The 15926-nt window shown below is 70.6% G+C and carries 12 protein-coding genes and 1 tRNA gene; 5 read left to right on the plus strand and 8 right to left on the minus strand.

Translation table 11 applies throughout. The features are described from left to right. Positions 1 to 338 precede the first annotated feature (338 nt). Together proB and KOD61_RS05305 are read left to right on the plus strand one after the other, a co-directional pair. Entirely contained in the window at positions 339 to 1538 is a 1200-nt protein-coding gene (gene proB / locus KOD61_RS05300; RefSeq protein ID WP_215219992.1) for a glutamate 5-kinase, read from the plus strand. Beyond that, a complete protein-coding gene (locus KOD61_RS05305) occupies positions 1538 to 2830 on the plus strand; it encodes a glutamate-5-semialdehyde dehydrogenase (RefSeq protein WP_215219993.1) in 1293 nt (430 codons plus the stop codon). The genes proB and KOD61_RS05305 overlap by 1 nt, the downstream gene beginning before the upstream one ends. Positions 2831 to 2866: 36 nt before the next feature. Here KOD61_RS05305 and pgaD read toward each other — a convergent pair whose 3' ends face one another. From pgaD to KOD61_RS05330, 5 genes are all read right to left on the minus strand, one after another. Next, positions 2867 to 3409: a poly-beta-1,6-N-acetyl-D-glucosamine biosynthesis protein PgaD gene (pgaD, locus tag KOD61_RS05310; protein WP_215219994.1), complete on the minus strand. Its 543-nt coding sequence runs from the start codon at positions 3407 to 3409 to the stop codon at positions 2867 to 2869. A 10-nt stretch (positions 3410 to 3419) separates the two neighbouring features. After that, a complete protein-coding gene (pgaC, locus tag KOD61_RS05315) occupies positions 3420 to 4661 on the minus strand; it encodes a poly-beta-1,6-N-acetyl-D-glucosamine synthase (RefSeq protein WP_215219995.1) in 1242 nt (413 codons plus the stop codon). 2 nt (positions 4662 to 4663) lie between these two features. Further along, positions 4664 to 6532: a poly-beta-1,6-N-acetyl-D-glucosamine N-deacetylase PgaB gene (gene pgaB, locus KOD61_RS05320; RefSeq protein WP_215219996.1), complete on the minus strand. Its 1869-nt coding sequence runs from the start codon at positions 6530 to 6532 to the stop codon at positions 4664 to 4666. Positions 6533 to 6545: 13 nt separating this feature from the next. Next, on the minus strand, positions 6546 to 8576 hold the full coding sequence (locus KOD61_RS05325; protein ID WP_215219997.1) for a tetratricopeptide repeat protein: 2031 nt from the start codon (positions 8574 to 8576) through the stop codon (positions 6546 to 6548). Between the two features lie 220 nt (positions 8577 to 8796). Next, positions 8797 to 8873: transfer RNA gene (locus KOD61_RS05330), tRNA-Pro, on the minus strand. A gap of 174 nt (positions 8874 to 9047) precedes the next feature. Between KOD61_RS05330 and hisS the strand changes: the two genes are divergently transcribed. The 3 genes from hisS to KOD61_RS05345 are packed head-to-tail and all read left to right on the plus strand — an operon-like array spanning position 9048 to position 13943. Then, positions 9048 to 10409, plus strand: coding sequence for a histidine--tRNA ligase (gene hisS / locus KOD61_RS05335; RefSeq protein ID WP_215220302.1), 1362 nt, complete (start codon positions 9048 to 9050; stop codon positions 10407 to 10409). Then, the gene (locus KOD61_RS05340) at positions 10406 to 12298 is read left to right on the plus strand and encodes an HAL/PAL/TAL family ammonia-lyase (protein WP_215219998.1); all 1893 of its coding nucleotides are present in this window, start codon (positions 10406 to 10408) and stop codon (positions 12296 to 12298) included. Before hisS ends, KOD61_RS05340 begins: the two co-directional genes overlap by 4 nt. Positions 12299 to 12323: 25 nt before the next feature. Beyond that, positions 12324 to 13943 (plus strand): calcineurin-like phosphoesterase C-terminal domain-containing protein, encoded by a 1620-nt coding sequence (locus tag KOD61_RS05345; RefSeq protein ID WP_215219999.1) that lies wholly within the window; start codon positions 12324 to 12326, stop codon positions 13941 to 13943. Positions 13944 to 13968: 25 nt separating this feature from the next. Here the strand turns inward: KOD61_RS05345 and mtnC are convergent, their stop codons facing one another. The 3 genes from mtnC to KOD61_RS05360 are packed head-to-tail and all read right to left on the minus strand — an operon-like array spanning position 13969 to position 15853. Beyond that, positions 13969 to 14667 (minus strand): acireductone synthase, encoded by a 699-nt coding sequence (gene mtnC / locus KOD61_RS05350; RefSeq protein ID WP_215220000.1) that lies wholly within the window; start codon positions 14665 to 14667, stop codon positions 13969 to 13971. After that, positions 14667 to 15221, minus strand: a complete 555-nt coding sequence (locus tag KOD61_RS05355) for a 1,2-dihydroxy-3-keto-5-methylthiopentene dioxygenase (RefSeq protein WP_215220001.1) — start codon at positions 15219 to 15221, stop codon at positions 14667 to 14669. The genes mtnC and KOD61_RS05355 overlap by 1 nt, the downstream gene beginning before the upstream one ends. Further along, positions 15218 to 15853: a methylthioribulose 1-phosphate dehydratase gene (locus KOD61_RS05360; RefSeq protein ID WP_215220002.1), complete on the minus strand. Its 636-nt coding sequence runs from the start codon at positions 15851 to 15853 to the stop codon at positions 15218 to 15220. The genes KOD61_RS05355 and KOD61_RS05360 overlap by 4 nt, the downstream gene beginning before the upstream one ends. Positions 15854 to 15926: the final 73 nt, after the last annotated feature.

Below are 15926 nucleotides of genomic sequence, written 5' to 3' on the forward strand. Positions count from 1 at the left end.
CTCGCCTGAACCCCGGGTTGGCCTGGGAGCCTTGAAAATGCTAGGCTTTCACGCTTTCGAGTACAGCTTCCGGCGTTGGTGCACGTAACGCCGTTGTCCCGTATGTACGTCGCCGGGGCCTGACCTGCAGGCCCGCCGATCGCTTCCGATCCGCACGTACGCCGCCGCGGCGCCATGGCCTTCGTGCCTGCAGTCCGCAACCTCCGGGGCAATCCACATCCGCATCGCCGGGCACCAGGATCGTACCCACTTCGCCCATTGCCGGTCGGCTGTTCTCCTGATCCCTCGCCATGTCACGCACATGCGCGTTCCGCACCCACAGGAGAACCACGTTCGCGATGACTGCCGTACCCAAGACCGCCACCACCGCCCACACGACTTTTCCCGAGCAGGCGATGCCGCGCTGGCAGCGCGCAGTGCTCAAGGTTGGCAGCAGCCTGCTCACCGACGGCAAGGGCGGGCTGGGCAAGCGCAATGCCGCCGCGCTGGCCAACCTGATCGCGCGGTTCCGCGACCAGGGCCGCGAGGTGCTGCTGGTGTCTTCCGGCGCGGTGGCCGCCGGCCGCGGGGTGATAGCGAGCAACGGCGTCGGGCTTGCGCAGCGGCAGGCGCTCGCCGCGGTCGGGCAGACCCCGATGCTGGCGCTCTGGCAGGGGCTGGTGGAGCAGCCGGTCGCGCAGGTGCTCCTGAGCCACGATGACCTGCGCAACCGCCGTCGCTACCTCAACGCCCGTGCGACGTTGCGCGAGTTGCTGCGGATCGGCGCGCTGCCCATCGTCAACGAGAACGACACCGTCGCCATCGACGAGCTCAAGCTCGGCGACAACGACAACCTGGCCGCGGTGGTCGCGACCCTGGTCGAAGCCGACGTGCTGCTGATCGCCACCGACACCGCCGGCCTGTACACCGGCCACCCGGTGCAGGATCCGGACGCGCGCCCGGTGCCCCGGATCGAGGAGATCACGCCGGAGGTCATGCTGATGGCGCAGGGCGGCGCGGGTTCGCTCGGTACCGGTGGCATGTACACGAAGCTCGAGGCTGCCACCAAGACCGCGGCGGCCGGCATCGACACCGCGCTGTTCTGTGGCCACGACGCCGACACCATCGCCGCACTTGGCGAGGACCGCCTGCGCGGCACCTTCATCCCCGCGCACGGCGACCGGCTGGTCGCGCGCAAACTTTGGCTCCGGCATACCCCGCCGAGCGGCGGCGCGATCCGCGTCGACGAAGGCGCCGCCGAGGCGTTGTCGGGGCAGGGCGCCTCGCTGCTGCCCGGCGGCATCGTCTCGGTCGAGGGCGACTTCTGCCGCGACGCGATGGTCGACGTGCTGCCCGCGCGCGGTCACCGGCGCCTGGCCCGCGGCCTGGTCCAGTACGACTCGGCCCACCTGGAACGCATCGCCGGCTGCCACAGCCGCGACATCGAATCGGTGCTCGGCTTCCACAACGGCGAATCGGTAATCCGTCGCGACGACCTCGTCCTGCTGACGCCCGCCGCCGCCGCCGCCACCCCCGAACTGTTCACGGAGACACTCTGATGACCCACCAGCACAGCGGCTACGTCCGCTCACTCGCCGAGCGCGCGCGCGCCGCGTCGCTTGCCATCGCCAGTCTTGACGACGCCGGGCGCGCCGGGCTGCTGTCGGCCATGGCCGACGCGGTCGACGCCGGCCGCGCCGGCATCCTCAAGGCCAACGAGAGCGACATGGCGCGCGTCCACGACAACGGCACCACCGGCGCCATGCTCGACCGGTTGAAGCTCGACGACGGCCGGATCGACGGCATCGTCGCCGCGATCCGCGAAGTGGCCGCGCTGCCCGACCCCGTCGGCCAGGTCACCCGTCGCGAGACCCGGCCCAATGGGCTGGTGGTCGAGAAGGTGCGGATCCCGCTGGGCCTGATCGCGATGATCTACGAGGCCCGCCCGAACGTGACCGCCGATGCCGCGGCGCTGTGCCTGCGCGCAGGAAACGCGGTGCTCCTGCGCGGCGGTTCGGAGGCGCGCGACAGCAACATCGCCATCGCCCGCTGCCTGCACCGCGCACTGGCCGACCACGGCCTGCCGGCTGAGGCCGTCGCGCTGGTGGAGGACACCGCGCGCGAACACGTGCTCGAGCTGCTCCAGCTGACCGACCTGGTCGACCTGGCGATTCCGAGGGGCGGCGAGCGCCTGATCCGCTTCGTCGCCGAGAACGCGCGGGTGCCGGTGATCAAGCACTACAAGGGCGTCTGCCACCTTTATGTCGACCGCGCGGCCGACCCCGCGCTCGCGCTGCGGCTGGCAATCGACGGCAAGCTGTCGCGGCCCGGCGTGTGCAACTCGCTTGAGACGATGCTGGTGCATGCCGACATCGCGGAAGGCTGGCTGCCCGAGGCGCTGTCGGAACTGCAGGCGCGCGGCGCCGAGATCCGCGGCTGCGACCGCACCCGCGCGCTGTTCCCCGCAGCCGCCCCCGCGAGCGAGGACGACTATGCCGCCGAGTTCCTGGCGCCGATCCTTGCAGTGCGGGTTGTCGACTCGATCGACGAGGCCATCGGCCACATCCAGCGGCACACGTCCGACCACACCGAAGTCATCTGCAGCACCGACCCGGCGGCGATCGATCGATTCGTGCGCGAGATCCGCAGCTCGGCAGTGGTGGTCAACGCGTCGTCGCGCTTCAACGACGGTGGGGAGTTGGGGCTGGGCGCCGAGATCGGCATCTCGACCACCCGCCTGCACGCCTACGGCCCGATGGGGCTGGAGTCGCTGACCATCGAGCGCTACGTGGTGCGTGGCGACGGCCAGGCGCGACACGCCGACGTGCCGAAGCAGTCGCAGGCCGCGTAGGCGGCTGCGACAGCACGGCGGACAGGAATCAGCGGGTCAGGCCGGCAGCGCTTCGGCGTCGGCCACCGCCAACGGTTCGCCCGGTGCGGTGTCACCGGCCCGCATCCCATCGGGTCGGTCGGCCGGCCCCGGGCGCATCGCCAGCGGGCGACCGTCCGTCCCCATCACCAGCACCGCGCTGCCCGCCGCTGCCAACGCCGCGGCCAGCTCGGGGGGCGCATGCATCGCCGTGGCCACCTCGTCGCGGGTCACGTCGCCGCGCCCGTTGCGGCGGTCGCGGCCCGCAAACCGCCAGCGGTTGTACTCGGCCCAGCCGATCAGCACGCAAGCGCAGGCCAGCAACAGCGCCGGCAGCCAGACCAGCAGCATCGGGTCGATCTTCTGCTGTGCCAGGTACAGCTCCATGAAGCCCAGCCGCACGCCGAGCACCCACAGCAGCAGGGTCGCCAGCGGCAGCCACAGCCACGCATACACCGCCCACACCACCAGCGTCGCGAGGCCGTAGAGCGTGCGGCTGCCGGGCGCCTGCGCGCTTGGCGCGTGGATGATGGCTGGCCCGGGTGTCGTCTGTCGGCTCATGGTGAGTGCCTTATCGGTAGCCACGGTCGGGACTGGTCCACACCGCGAGTTGCCCGCGACGCTTGAAGAGGGTCAGGGGAACCGCCGCCAGCGTCGTCATCAGGCTCAGCAGCCAGTACGCGGCGGGGTACCAGATCATCCAGTAGTAGTAGCGGCCGATCCGCGGCTCGTAGCGGCGGTCGATCAGCAGGCTGACGGCGAATTGCAGCAGGCAGACCAGTGCCAGCACCACGCCGTGCCAGCCCGGCATCAATCCCCCCAGCTCCCAGTGCGGCGGCATCGGGGTGAACATGCCCACCACCCACGTGACGATGATCCACAGCATCGTCATCGCCCACAGCACGCTGAGCAGGTACTCGGCAAGCACGCCCCACATCCGTCGCCGGCGCCAGGTGAAGAGCCCCGCCCCATGCCGCAGCAGCACCTCGGCACCGCCGCGTGCCCAGCGCAGGCGCTGGCGCCACAGGCCGCGCAGCGTCTCGGGCATCAGGATCCAGGCCAGCGCATTGGGCTCGTAGCGGATGTCCCAGTGCTCCATCTGCAGGCGCCAGCTGATGTCGATGTCCTCGGTCACCATGTCGTCGGCCCAGTAGCCGACGTGGTGCAGCGCGGTCTTGCGGAAGGCCGATACCACGCCCGAGATCGTGAACAACCGGCCATAGCCGCGCTGGGCGCGCTTGATCATCCCGATGATCGAGGAGAACTCGCCAACCTGGAGCTTGCCCAGCAGGGTGGAGCGGTTGCGGATGCGCGGGTTGCCGGTGACCGCGCCGACCCGCGGGCCGCTGCACAGGTGCCAGACCAGCCAGTGGCAGGCGTACTCGTCGAGCAGTGCGTCGCCGTCGATGCACACCAGGTACTCGGCGCGCGCGGCCAGGGTGCCCATGCGCAGCGCATTGGCCTTGCCCAGGTTGCGGTCCAGGTGGATCGCCCGGACCTGCGGATGGCGCGCGGCCAGGGCATCGAGCAGGGCGCCGGTGTCGTCCTGGCTGCCGTCGTTGATCGCGACGATCTCGAAGCGCGGGTAGCGCTGCGCCAGCAGCGCGGCGATCGTCTCCTCGATGTTGTCGGCTTCGTTGTGGCAGGGCACCAGGATCGACACCAGTGGCGCGTCGGCGAATGCCGGTGGCTGGTCGCGTCGCGGCTTGCCGCGCTCGCGGCGCAGGTAGTAGTACACGCCCCCGGCCAGCCACAGGAACGACATCAGTACGGGGTACCAGAAGGCGAAGGCGAGCAGCTTGTCGATGCCCATGGTCACAGCTCCGGGTACGGGAAACGGCGTGCGGAGATGGCCTCGCGCGCGTCGTCCAGCGCGGGGTGGTCGGCGACGAAGTCGTCGGGGTAGTAGGCGAGGTGCCGCACGCCCGCGGCCTGCAGCCTGCGGCTGGTCGCCGGCAGGTCGCTGTTGGGGATCCGGCCGGCGCCATCGCCGCCACGCCAGTCCACTGTCTGCAGCTGGAACACGGTCCGCCCGAACGCGCCGGGGACGGCGGCGACGGCGTCGGCCAGGCGGTCCAGCCACGCGGCGGGGGCGTCGCTGTGCTCCATCCACGGCATGGCCATCACCACGGTGTAGTCGTAGGCCTGCAGGAAGGCCGGCAGGCCCTGGGCGAACCACGCCTCGCTGGCGGGCTCCAGCACCGGCCGCGCGAACAGGTTGCGCGAGGTCGCCAGCCTGGGACGCCAGCGCTCGGCGGCGCGGTGCAGCTCGTGGGTGAACTCGATCAGGTAGGCGGTGCGCGCGGCGGGGTTGCCGGGGAACAGCGATGGAAGCTCGCGTTCGCGCAGCAGTGCGTCGTCGTGGAAATGCAGGCCTGCGACGGGCGCGGCAATCGCCAGGTCCTCGTAGAGGTCGGTGATGAGCGCGCGCGCTTCCGGGTCGGTCGGGTCGAGGCGGAACACCTCGCCCGGCTCCGGATCGGGCAGCGCTCGCGCGAGCGCAACGGCCGGCCTGAATGCGAGCACCGGCATCCAGGCGTGCACGCGCACCCGGGCACGCGTGGACAACTGCCAGGCGACGCGGCTGAAGAGGTCGGCACGCACCGGCAGGTGGCGGTTGGGGAAGTACAGCGCGTCGGCGGCGCCGTCGCCGTCCGGGTCGGCGAACGCCTGCAGGAACACATGGCTCGGCTTGATCCGGTGCATGCGCTCGACCAGCGCATCGAGGTTGCGCTCGACCTGCGCCGGGTCGGGGTCGTACAGGTAGTCCAGGTCGACCTGCACGGCGCGCATCGGCTCCACCGCGTCGGCGTCGTCGCGCAGCTCCGCGACCAGTTCGACCACGTCGGGGTTGCCGGTCACCAGCAGCCGGGAGAGGCCGTGCAGGTCGGCGCCGGCGAGCCGCTCCTGCCGGGTGCCTTCCAGGTCGAACGAGAAGCGCATGCCGAGCCCGTCGGCAATCGCGTTGGTGCGCTGGCTGTAGGCCGCGTAGGGCCAGACGATCGCGCGAGGCGGCTGGCCGAGCTCGCGCTCGATCGCGGCCGCGCTGGCGGTGAGGTCGGCGCGCACGCGGGCAAGGTATTGCGCCGCGGTCTCGTAGGCGTCTGCGGCGGGGTCGTAGATGCGCGTCACCGCCGCCGGGATCACGTTGCCCTGCGGGTTGGCCAAGGCGCCGTAGTGCATCGCGTCGGTGTGCGAGGCGACCTCCACCAGCCCGCTGGCCTGCATCTCGCGCAGGTGCGCCCAGGTCACGAAGTCGTCGCGGTCATGCGAGGCGGGCCCCGCGTAGTCGACGTGACTGTCGGCCGGCAGGTCCACCCACCCCGTGACCGGCGCGATCACGGCCGGGAAGCGGTAGGCGCGCAGCAGCGGGAAGGCGTGTGTGTACACGCTGCGCAGGCCGTCGTCGAAGGTGAGCAGCACTGCGCGCTCGGGCAGTGGGCGCACACCGCGCGAGGCGGCCTCCACATCGTCCAGGTCGACCGCGGTGTAGCCGTTGCCGTGCAGCCAGTCGAGGTGGGCGGCGAAGTTCTGGGTGCTGACCGCGTGCGGATCCACGTCGCCCTGGCGCGCGACGTCGTCGCGTATGTCGTGGTAGCTCAGCACCAGCAGCGAGGCGTCGGCCGGCGGAGCGCCGAGCAGCGAGAGCAGGGCGAGTGCCGGGGCGAGGAGGACGCGGGACATGCGGGACGTCATGTCATTGGCCCCAGTGGAGTTGGACATCAAAGGAAAGGTGGCGCTCGCGCTGGCCGTCGTAGACCGGCCGCGACCAGTTGACGCCGTAGTCGAGCGAGCGCCCGTACCCCAGCGACCAGGCGTGGCGATAGCCCAGCGAAGGCACCCACTGAGCGCTGAAACCGTCCTGCCAGGACTGCCCCAGCGCGACCCCGAACTGTTGCGAGAAGGCGTGGTCGTAGCGCTGCCAGTGGGTGGTGCGCAGGTCGGCACCGAGCGTCCAGCCGGCGTCGCGGGTCGGGTTGAAGTACGGCGCGTCGTCACGGCTGCCGCGGCCAACGTGGACCTGGCCGCGCAGCTCGAACCGCAGCCGCGGCATCGCCAGCACCGCGTTGTAGCCGTCCACCGACAGCGACTCGCGCCGGTTGCCGTCGTCGTAGCGCCATTGGCGGAATTCGCCGCCAAGGCCGGCACGCTCGTCGCGCGTCCATTGCAGGCCAAGGGCGGCGGTGTCGGCGAGGATGCCGGCGGCCCGCGCCTGCAGCGATGCATCAGCGTCGTTGTGGCCGGCTTCCGCGCGGGCACGCCACTGGTCGTTGAAGCGCCAGCCGGCGGCGGCCCGGTACGCGGTCGCATCGTTGGCAAGTGGACCGGTGCGGCGATCGTCGCTGCGTGCGGCCTGGACCTCCCATTCCAGACGGTCATGGCGGAAATGCAAGCCAATGCCGTGGCGCAGGTCGCGCACGCGCGGCGTGGCGTCGGCGAACTCGGCCCACTGCTCCGAGCGGAAGGCGCCAAGCCGCCAGCGATCGCCCAGCAGCGGCGATCGGACGGCAAGCGCGTGCCCGCCGTCGCGGCTGCCCAGCGGCGATGCGGTCGCGGGACCATCAGCGTCGCCGCGGCCCCCGTGGAGCGATGCCTCGACCTGCCAGCCGGTGCGGTGGCGCCACTGTTCGTGCAGCCGGCGCGCGTGGACGTTGTCCGGCCAGGCCTGCATCAACGCGTCGTGGGCCCGGCGTGCGCGGCGCATCCGGCCCAGTTCGGCCAGCGCATCGACGCGGCCGATCCGGGCGTCCAGGTTGCGCGGATCCTGCGTATGGGCGACGTCGAACCGCTGCAGCGCCTCTTCCGGGCGGCCACGTTGCAGGACCACGGCGCCCAGCTTGGCGTTGAGGTCGGAACTTGCCGGCGCCATCGCGGCCATCGGCGCCAGCATCGCCTCGGCCCGGCCCGGGTGTCCGGAGTACGCAAGGACCATCGCAAGGTTGGTCTCGGCCGAATAGCGGTTCCAGTTGGCGTCCGCGGTGCGCGCGCCGGGTTCGCGCTGCCACGCCGGCTCGGCGCGCACGATCCGCGCGAGATGCCGGGTTGCATCGGCGTGCCGGCCGGACTCCAGGTACGCGTAGGCCAGCACGACCTGGGTGTCGACGTCGTCGTGGAGGGCTTCCGCTGCGCCTTCCAGCGCCTCGACGGCTTCCTCGGGATGGCGGGCCGCCAGCAGCGAATCACCGGCCGCGGCAAGCGCGTACGCCGGCACCGTGATCCCTTCCGCTCGCAACCTGCGGTAGAGGTCGGCAGCCTGCGCGTGCTGCTCCAGGCCGTTGAGGATCACCAGGCGGTCGAACGCGTGGCGGGGGGTGTCGGCAGCCTGCACGGCCAGCGCCGCGGCTTCGGCGCGTCGCATGTCCTCCAGCCGCCGCGGTTCGTCGAGCGGGCGGGCGCCGCCCCAAACGGCCAGGCGCGCCACGTGGTCGGCCTCCATCCGGGCCGCTTCGTCGGCGGTGAAGAGGCCCGGGCGCGCCTGCAGCAACGCCCACGCGCGGCTGGCGCTGCCCACGTCCGCCAAGGTGAGGGTGCGCAGGCGGTACAGCTCGGCATCGTCGGGGGAATCGGCCTGCAGGCGCTCGTAGATGGCAAGCGCCGCCAGCCACTCGCCGCGCGCACGCGCCTGCGTCGCTTGCTCGAGGGCGTCGCCCCTGGCCGTTGCGGGCGACACGCCGCACAGGCACAAGGCCATGGCGACGCAAAGCCGCGCCGGGCTCGCGTGGATCATCTGGTGTTTCCCCCTGTAAACCGGCGCGGCTAACCGCGACCGGTTGCCACACAATACGTGAGTTGCGTCACAAACAGGACGGGAGAGAAAAGAAATCCGGGGGCGCGATTGGCCGGCCGGTGGTCGCTCTCCAACGGACAGGGGCAGGGGCGGGTGGCCTGGGAGGAACCCGGAAACGAAAAAAGCCGGCGCTGGGCCGGCTTTCTTGCGTTCTGCGGATTGGTCGGGGAGACAGGATTTGAACCTGCGACTTCTACGTCCCGAACGTAGCGCTCTACCAGGCTGAGCTACACCCCGACTGCAGAGCCGCGCATTTTAGACAGTGGCGCCGGTCTAGGCAAGCACAATCGTCAGCCAGGCGCCGGTGCGCCGGCCGGGCCGCTAAACTGTCGCGATTCCCTTGCGACACCGCCGTCACTGGAGCCCGCCTTGTCCCACGCGCCGATCAAGCCGCGCACCCCGCCCGGGGTGATGGAGCTGCTGCCACGCGACCAGATCGCCTTCCAGCGCATGCTCGACACCATCCGCCGCAACTACGAGCGCTTCGGGTTCCTGCCCGTCGAGACGCCGGTGATGGAGCTGTCGGAGGTGTTGCTGACCAAGTCCGGTGGCGAGACCGAGCGCCAGGTGTACTTCGTCCAGTCGACCGGCGCGCTGGGCAAGGCCGCGCAGGGCGAGGGCGACGGCCTGCCGGAACTGGCACTGCGCTTCGACCTCACCGTGCCGCTGGCGCGTTACGTCGCCGAGCACGAGCACGACCTGGCGTTCCCGTTCCGCCGCTACCAGATGCAGCGGGTGTACCGCGGCGAGCGCGCGCAGCGCGGGCGGTTCCGCGAGTTCTACCAGTGCGACATCGACGTGGTCGGCAAGGACTCACTGAGCACCCGCTTCGACGCGGAGATCCCGGCGGTCATCCACGCGGTGTTTTCCGAGCTGGCGATCGGCCGCTTCACCATCCAGCTCAACAACCGGAAGTTGATGCGCGGGTTCTTCGAAGCACAGGGCGTCGTCGACCCGGACCTGCAGGCGCGCGTGCTTCGCGAGGTCGACAAACTCGACAAGCGCGGCGCCGACTACGTGCGCGAAACGCTGACCGGCGACGGCTTCGGGCTGTCGCCGGAGTCGGTCGCGGCGATCCTCGCGTTCGTCGGCATCCGCTCGACCTCCCATGCCGACGCGCTGGCCCGGCTGGACGCGCTCGACCCGAGCAACGGGGCCCTGCAGGAAGGTGTGGCCGAGCTGCGCGAGGTGCTTGAACTGGTGCGCGCGCTGGGCGTGCCGGAGTCGGACTACGCGCTCAACTTCTCGATCGCCCGCGGCCTGGACTACTACACCGGCACCGTCTACGAGACGACGCTCGACGACTACCCGCAGATCGGCTCGATCTGTTCGGGTGGGCGCTACGAGAACCTGGCCAGCCACTACACCAAGTCGAAGCTCCCCGGCGTCGGCATTTCGATCGGCCTGACCCGACTGTTCTGGCAGCTGCGCGAGGCCGGCCTGGTGAAGACCGCCGACAGCAGCGTGCAGGTGCTGGTGACGCAGATGGACGCCGAGTCGCTTCCGCATTGCCTGTCGCTTGCGCGCGAGTTGCGCGACGCGGGGCTCAATACCGAGGTGGTGATGGAGCCTTCCAAGCTGGCCCGGCAGTTCAAGTACGCCGACAAGGCCGGCATCCGCTTCGTGACGGTGCTGGGCGCCGACGAGATCGGCAAGGGCACGGTCACGGTCAAGGACCTGCGACGCGCGGACCAGTTCGAGGTCGCGCGCGCCGAGCTGGCGCAGGCATTGCGGGTCGAGCTGGCGCAGCCGGACATGGAGGCGCGGGCATGAAGCCGGTGCGGCTGGACGGACGCTCGCTCACCCGCGCGGGGCTGGTCGCCGTCGCCCACGGGGCGCAGGTCGAGCTGGCCACCGAACAACTGCCCGCTGTCGCGCGTGCGGCCGAGTTCCTGGCCGAGCAGGTCCGCCGCGAGGAGCCGATCTACGGCGTGTCGACCGGCTTCGGCAGCAACGCCGACCGCCTGCTGGGCGCGCACCGCGTGCGCAGCGGGGCGGGCGCGGATGCGGTCAACCCGCACGAGTCGCTGCACGAGGAGCTCCAGCGCAACCTGATCGTCACCCACGCGGTCTGCGTCGGCGAGCCGTTCGCGCCGGAGGTGGTGCGGGCGATGCTGTGCATCCGCATCAATACGCTGATGCGCGGGCATTCCGGCATTCGCGTGGAAACCCTGCAGGCGCTGGCGGCGATGCTCAATGCCGGCATCGTGCCGGTGGTGCCGCAACTGGGGTCGGTCGGTGCGTCGGGTGACCTTGCGCCGCTTTCCCATCTGGCGATCGTGCTGCTGGGCGGCGGCGAGGCCTTCTACCGCGGCGACCGGCTGCCGGGTGCCGAGGCGCTTGCGCGTGCAGGCCTGCGACCGGTCACGCTGTCCTACAAGGAAGGCCTGGCGCTCAACAACGGCACCGCGCAGATGCTGGCCTGCGGCGTGCTGGCGCTGTCGAAGCTGGAGGACCTGCTCGACACCGCCGACCTGGCCGCGGCGATGACCATCGATGCCTTCGCCGGTCGGCTCGGCGCTTTCGCCGAGGAGGTGCACGCGCTGCGTCCGCATCCCGGGCAGGTCGAGGTGGCCGCGCACCTGCGCCGACTGCTCGAGGGGTCGACCCTGGCCGACATCCCGTACCACCTGGTGCCACGGTTCCGGCCGTGGACGCCGGACGCGTGGGACGACGACGAAGCGCGTGCGCTGCGTTTCGACATCGGCTGGGACTGGGTACCGCTCAACCAGCGCCACGGCCGCGAGAAGTTCTACACGCGTTTCCGCCCGTTCCGCGGCGGCAAGAAGCACCAGCCGCAGGACAGCTACTCGCTGCGCTGCATCCCGCAGGTGCATGGCGCGGTGCGCGACGCGGTGGCGCAGGCCGCGCGCGTGCTCGAGATCGAGCTCAACGCGCTGACCGACAACCCGATTGTGTTCCCCGATGCGGACCGCGAGCACGTCGAGCAACAGGTGATCTCGGCCGGCCATTTCCACGGCATGCCATTGGCGCTGGCGATGAGCTACGTCAAGGCGGCGATCCCGGTGCTGGCAAGCATCTCCGAGCGCCGCCTCAACAAGCTGGTCGACCCGGCCACCAACGACGGCCTCCCGGGCTTCCTGATCGGCAACGAGGACGCGACCGAGTCGGGCTTCATGATCGTGCAGTACACGGCGGCGGCGATCGTCAACGACCTGGCCAGCCGTGCGCACCCGGCTTCGGTGTACTCGATCCCGACCAGCGCCAACGCCGAGGACCACGTGTCGATGGGCGCCAACGAGGCGCGCCACGTGCTCTCCATGGCGGACGATCTCGGCAAGGTCCTCGGGCTCGAGCTGTATACGGCGGCGCAGGCGCTGGACCTTCGGCGCGACATGATCAACGCCGCCCGCGCCCTGGCGAAGCGCGGCGATGCGGCCGCGCTGGCGGAAAAGATCTCCGGTGAACCGCGCACCGAGCAGGCGCATCACGGCGGGTTCCTGGCGGAGGTCGAGGCACTGCGCGCGGAGTTGTCTGCGTCGGACGAGTTCCGCCCGGGCAGCGCCGTGGCCGCCGCGCATGCCGCCATCCGCGAGCGCATCCCGTTCCTGCAACGCGACCGCGCGCTGGATGGCGAAGTGGCCGCGGCGGTGCAGCTGGTGAGCGACGGCATCGTCCTCGCCGCCGCGCGCACGGCGTAGCGGCGGTACCAGGCATCCCGTGTCGATGCGCCTGCCAGCCACCGCGTTGTTCCTCGCCCTGGCCGCGTCGCCCGATGCGCGCGCCGCGCAGGACGCGTTGATCACCGGCGAGGTGTACGCCGACGCCAACCGCAACGGCCAGCGGGACCCGGACGAAGCCGGCATCGCGGGCGTCGGCCTGTCGAACGGACGCGTGCTGGTGCGATCCGGCGTGGATGGCCGCTACGCAATCGCGGCCCGACCGGGCGACACCGTGTTTGCGATCAAGCCGGGTGCCTACGCGTTTCCCACCGGTGCTGGAGGGCTGCCGGCCTTCTGGATCCATTACCTCCCCGACGGCTCGCCACCGCTCGAATACGGCGGCATTGCCGCGCAGGGCGATACCCGGTTCGACCTGGGGCTGCTGCCGGTCGAACGCACCGCCGGGCCGCTTGACGTCGTGCTGTTTGCCGATCCGCAGACCGCTTCGCTGGTGGATGTCGATTACTACGCGCGTGACATCGTTGCCTCGGTGCGTGGCAGCGGGCATGACAATGCGCAGCTCGGCCTGACCCTGGGTGACGTGGTCAACGACGACCTGGCCCTGTACCCCGCGCTCAACCGTGCGACCGCGTCGCTTGGCGTGCCGTGGTTGCACGCGGCAGGCAACCACGACCTGGATTTCGACGCGCCCGGCGATGAGCAATCGCTGCTGACCTTCCGCCGCCACTTCGGGCCCGACACCTTCGCCTGGGAGGAGCCGGGTGCGACCTTCGTGGTGGTGGACGACGTGGTGTACCAGCCGGGCGCGGCACCGGGCTACGTCGGTGGCCTGCGCGACGGGCAGTTCGCTTTCCTGGAGGCCTACCTGCCGACGGTGCCGAAAGACCGGCTGCTGGTCGTCGCGGCGCACATTCCGTTCTTCGACACGGACCCGGCACCGGATCGCGAGACCTTCCGCCAAGCCGACCGCGAACGCCTGTTCGCACTGCTGGGGGCATTTCCACATGTGCTCCTGCTCAGTGGCCATGGCCACGTGCAGCGGCACGTGCACCACGACGCCGCCAGCGGCTGGCACGGCGCAACCGCGCTTCACGAGTACAACCTGGGTGCGGCCTGTGGCGCATTCTGGTCGGGCGTCAAGGACGCGGCCGGTCTCCCCACCGCGACGATGGCCGACGGCACGCCCAACGGCTATGCGACCCTGCGTGTCGACGCAGGCGGCGATTACCGGCTGGCGTGGCACCCCGCGCGGCTGGGCGGCACGGGCACGGACCCGGCCGACACTCCGGGGATCGGCCTGCATGCACCTCGCGTGCTGCGCCAGGGCGCCTACCCGGCGTGGGGGGTGTACGCCAACGTGTACATGGGGCTGGACGACACCCGCGTGGAATTCCGTGTCGACGGTGGCGAGTGGCGGCCGATGCGGAAGGTCGACCGCCCGGACCCTCGGCTGCTGGCCGAGAACGCACGCGATGACGCCGCTACCGAGCTGCGCGGCTACGACCGTTCACCCGAAGCGATCCCGAGTACCCATCTGTGGCGTGGCGCACTACCGACCGACCTCCCCGCCGGCGAACACCGGGTCGAGGTCAGGGCGTTCGACCGCTGGCAGGGTGAACAGCGGGCGTCGACGACCTACCGGTTGCAGCACGCGACGCCGTAGCGGGCCGCGGACAGGACCGACGGGATCAGGCCTGCGGGTCGATCCGGTCGAACGTTTCCACCCGGAGATGGCCGCCCGTGGCCTCACCGGTGCGTGCCTCGGGGTAGTCCTCGCGGCGATCCACCAGCACGGTGTCCATCCCGGCTTCGCGCGCCGCATCGAGCTCCTCGACGACGTCGGACAGGAACAGAATCTCGCTGGCGGGCAGTTCGATGGCCTCGGCGATGCGGCGGTAGCTGTCGGCTTCGCGCTTGCCGCCGACCTCGGTGTCGAACCACCCCGAGAACAGCCGCGTCAGGTCGCCTGCGTCGCTGTGGCCGAAGAACAGCCGTTGCGCCGGCACGCTGCCGGACGAATACACGTAGAGCGGCAGCCCTGCCGCGTGCCAACGGACCAGCCCGTCCGCCGCGTCGGGGTAGATGTGCGCGGTGAAGTCGGCGTCGCGGTAGCCCGCCGCCCAGATCATGCCCTGCAACGCCTTCAGCGCGGTGTGCTTGCGGTCCTGGTCGATCCAGCCCTGCAGCACCTCGACCACCATCTCGTCGCGGCACACCCCGCCGTTCTCGGCGGCCACCGCGTCGAGCCACTTGCGGACGCCGGGTTCGGATCCGTGCGCGCGGACAAAGCCCGGCAACGCGCGGCGGGCATACGGAAACAGCACGTCCTTGACGAAGGAAATGCCGCTGGTGGTGCCCTCGATATCGGTCAGGATCGCCCGGGCCATCAGTTGCCGTCCGGTTCCAGGCGCGGGAAGCGCGTGGCGATGTCGCTGCCGGTGAAATGGCCGACCCAGCCGTCGGGTTCGGTGAAGAAGCGGATGGCGACGAAGCTCGGCTCCGGGCCCATGTCGAACCAGTGGGTCGTGGCGTCGGGCACCGACACCAGGTCGCCCGCCTCGCACAGCAGTTCGTACACCCGGTCGCCCACGTGCAGGGTGAACAGGCCGGAACCGGCGACGAAGAAGCGGACCTCGTCTTCCTTGTGGAAATGCTCGTCCAGGAACTTGGCCCGCATCTCTTCGCGCTTGGGGTTGTCAGGCGCGATGCTGACGACGTCCACGCTCTTGAAACCGCGCTCGGCGACCAGCCGGTCGATGTCGGCGCGGTAGGCGGCGAGGATCGTCTCGGGGCTGTCACCCGGCGCGACCGGCGCCGCGGCTTCCCATTGCTCGAAACCGACCCCGATCGGAGCCAGCTCAGCGGCGATGCGTTCGTGGTCGCCAGTCGCCAGCAACGGCGTGGCGGGCTGGTCCTCGGCAAAGATGCGCAGGCGGCTCATCGGTGCAGCTTCCTCAGTTCAAGTTCGCAGGCCAGCAGGAATTCGAACGCGTCCAGGTGCCGGCGTGCCTCGGCCATGTCGCGGCCCCACGCGTACAGGCCGTGGCCGTCGATCAGGTAGCCCCACATGGCCTGCTGGTCCAGCAGCGCGTCGACCTGGGCGGCCAGGGTCTGCATGTCCTGGCTGTTGGGCAGCACGGGCAGCGCGACCGCGGTCTCGTGGGTGCTATTGCCGGTGAACGCCTTGAGCAGTTCGTACCCCTCCAGGTGCACATGGCCCGCGCCCGCATACAGCCGCGAGGCGACCGTCTGGTTGAGCGAGTGGGTGTGAAGCACGCAGCCGACCTCGCCGAAGCGCGCGTAGAGCTGGGTGTGCAGCAGGGTCTCGGCGGACGGACGGTGTTCGGTCGCGACCGGCGCGCCGTCCATGTCCACCACCATGATGTCGTCCTCGACCAGCCGGCCCTTGTCGCGGCCGGACACCGTGATCGCCGCGTGGCGATCGTCGAGGCGCATCGAGAAGTTGCTGCTGGTCGCCGGTGTCCAGCCGGCGGACGCCAGCTCGCGGACATTGCGGATGATCTCGCCCGCGCAGTGTTTCAACCGCTGGCGATCGTAGGGGAGGGTGTCCATGGCGCGAGTTTATCGAAACCCGCCCGGTCCGCGGTGCCTGCCGCCCGACGCGCTTGGGCGCGCCGGGCAGGAT

The organism is Lysobacter luteus (genome assembly GCF_907164845.1).
Classification (GTDB): domain Bacteria; phylum Pseudomonadota; class Gammaproteobacteria; order Xanthomonadales; family Xanthomonadaceae; genus Novilysobacter; species Novilysobacter luteus.

Coding starts and splice junctions, on each gene's coding strand:
- KOD61_RS05340 (WP_215219998.1), top strand. CDS start 10,406: ATGAAGCCGGTGCGGCTGGACGGACGCTCGCTCACCCGCGCGGGGCTG.
- KOD61_RS05355 (WP_215220001.1), bottom strand. CDS start 15,221: ATGAGCCGCCTGCGCATCTTTGCCGAGGACCAGCCCGCCACGCCGTTG.
- mtnC (WP_215220000.1), bottom strand. CDS start 14,667: ATGGCCCGGGCGATCCTGACCGATATCGAGGGCACCACCAGCGGCATT.
- pgaD (WP_215219994.1), bottom strand. CDS start 3,409: ATGAGCCGACAGACGACACCCGGGCCAGCCATCATCCACGCGCCAAGC.
- proB (WP_215219992.1), top strand. CDS start 339: ATGACTGCCGTACCCAAGACCGCCACCACCGCCCACACGACTTTTCCC.
- KOD61_RS05325 (WP_215219997.1), bottom strand. CDS start 8,576: ATGATCCACGCGAGCCCGGCGCGGCTTTGCGTCGCCATGGCCTTGTGC.
- KOD61_RS05305 (WP_215219993.1), top strand. CDS start 1,538: ATGACCCACCAGCACAGCGGCTACGTCCGCTCACTCGCCGAGCGCGCG.
- KOD61_RS05345 (WP_215219999.1), top strand. CDS start 12,324: ATGCGCCTGCCAGCCACCGCGTTGTTCCTCGCCCTGGCCGCGTCGCCC.
- pgaC (WP_215219995.1), bottom strand. CDS start 4,661: ATGGGCATCGACAAGCTGCTCGCCTTCGCCTTCTGGTACCCCGTACTG.
- hisS (WP_215220302.1), top strand. CDS start 9,048: ATGGAGCTGCTGCCACGCGACCAGATCGCCTTCCAGCGCATGCTCGAC.
- KOD61_RS05360 (WP_215220002.1), bottom strand. CDS start 15,853: ATGGACACCCTCCCCTACGATCGCCAGCGGTTGAAACACTGCGCGGGC.
- pgaB (WP_215219996.1), bottom strand. CDS start 6,532: ATGTCCCGCGTCCTCCTCGCCCCGGCACTCGCCCTGCTCTCGCTGCTC.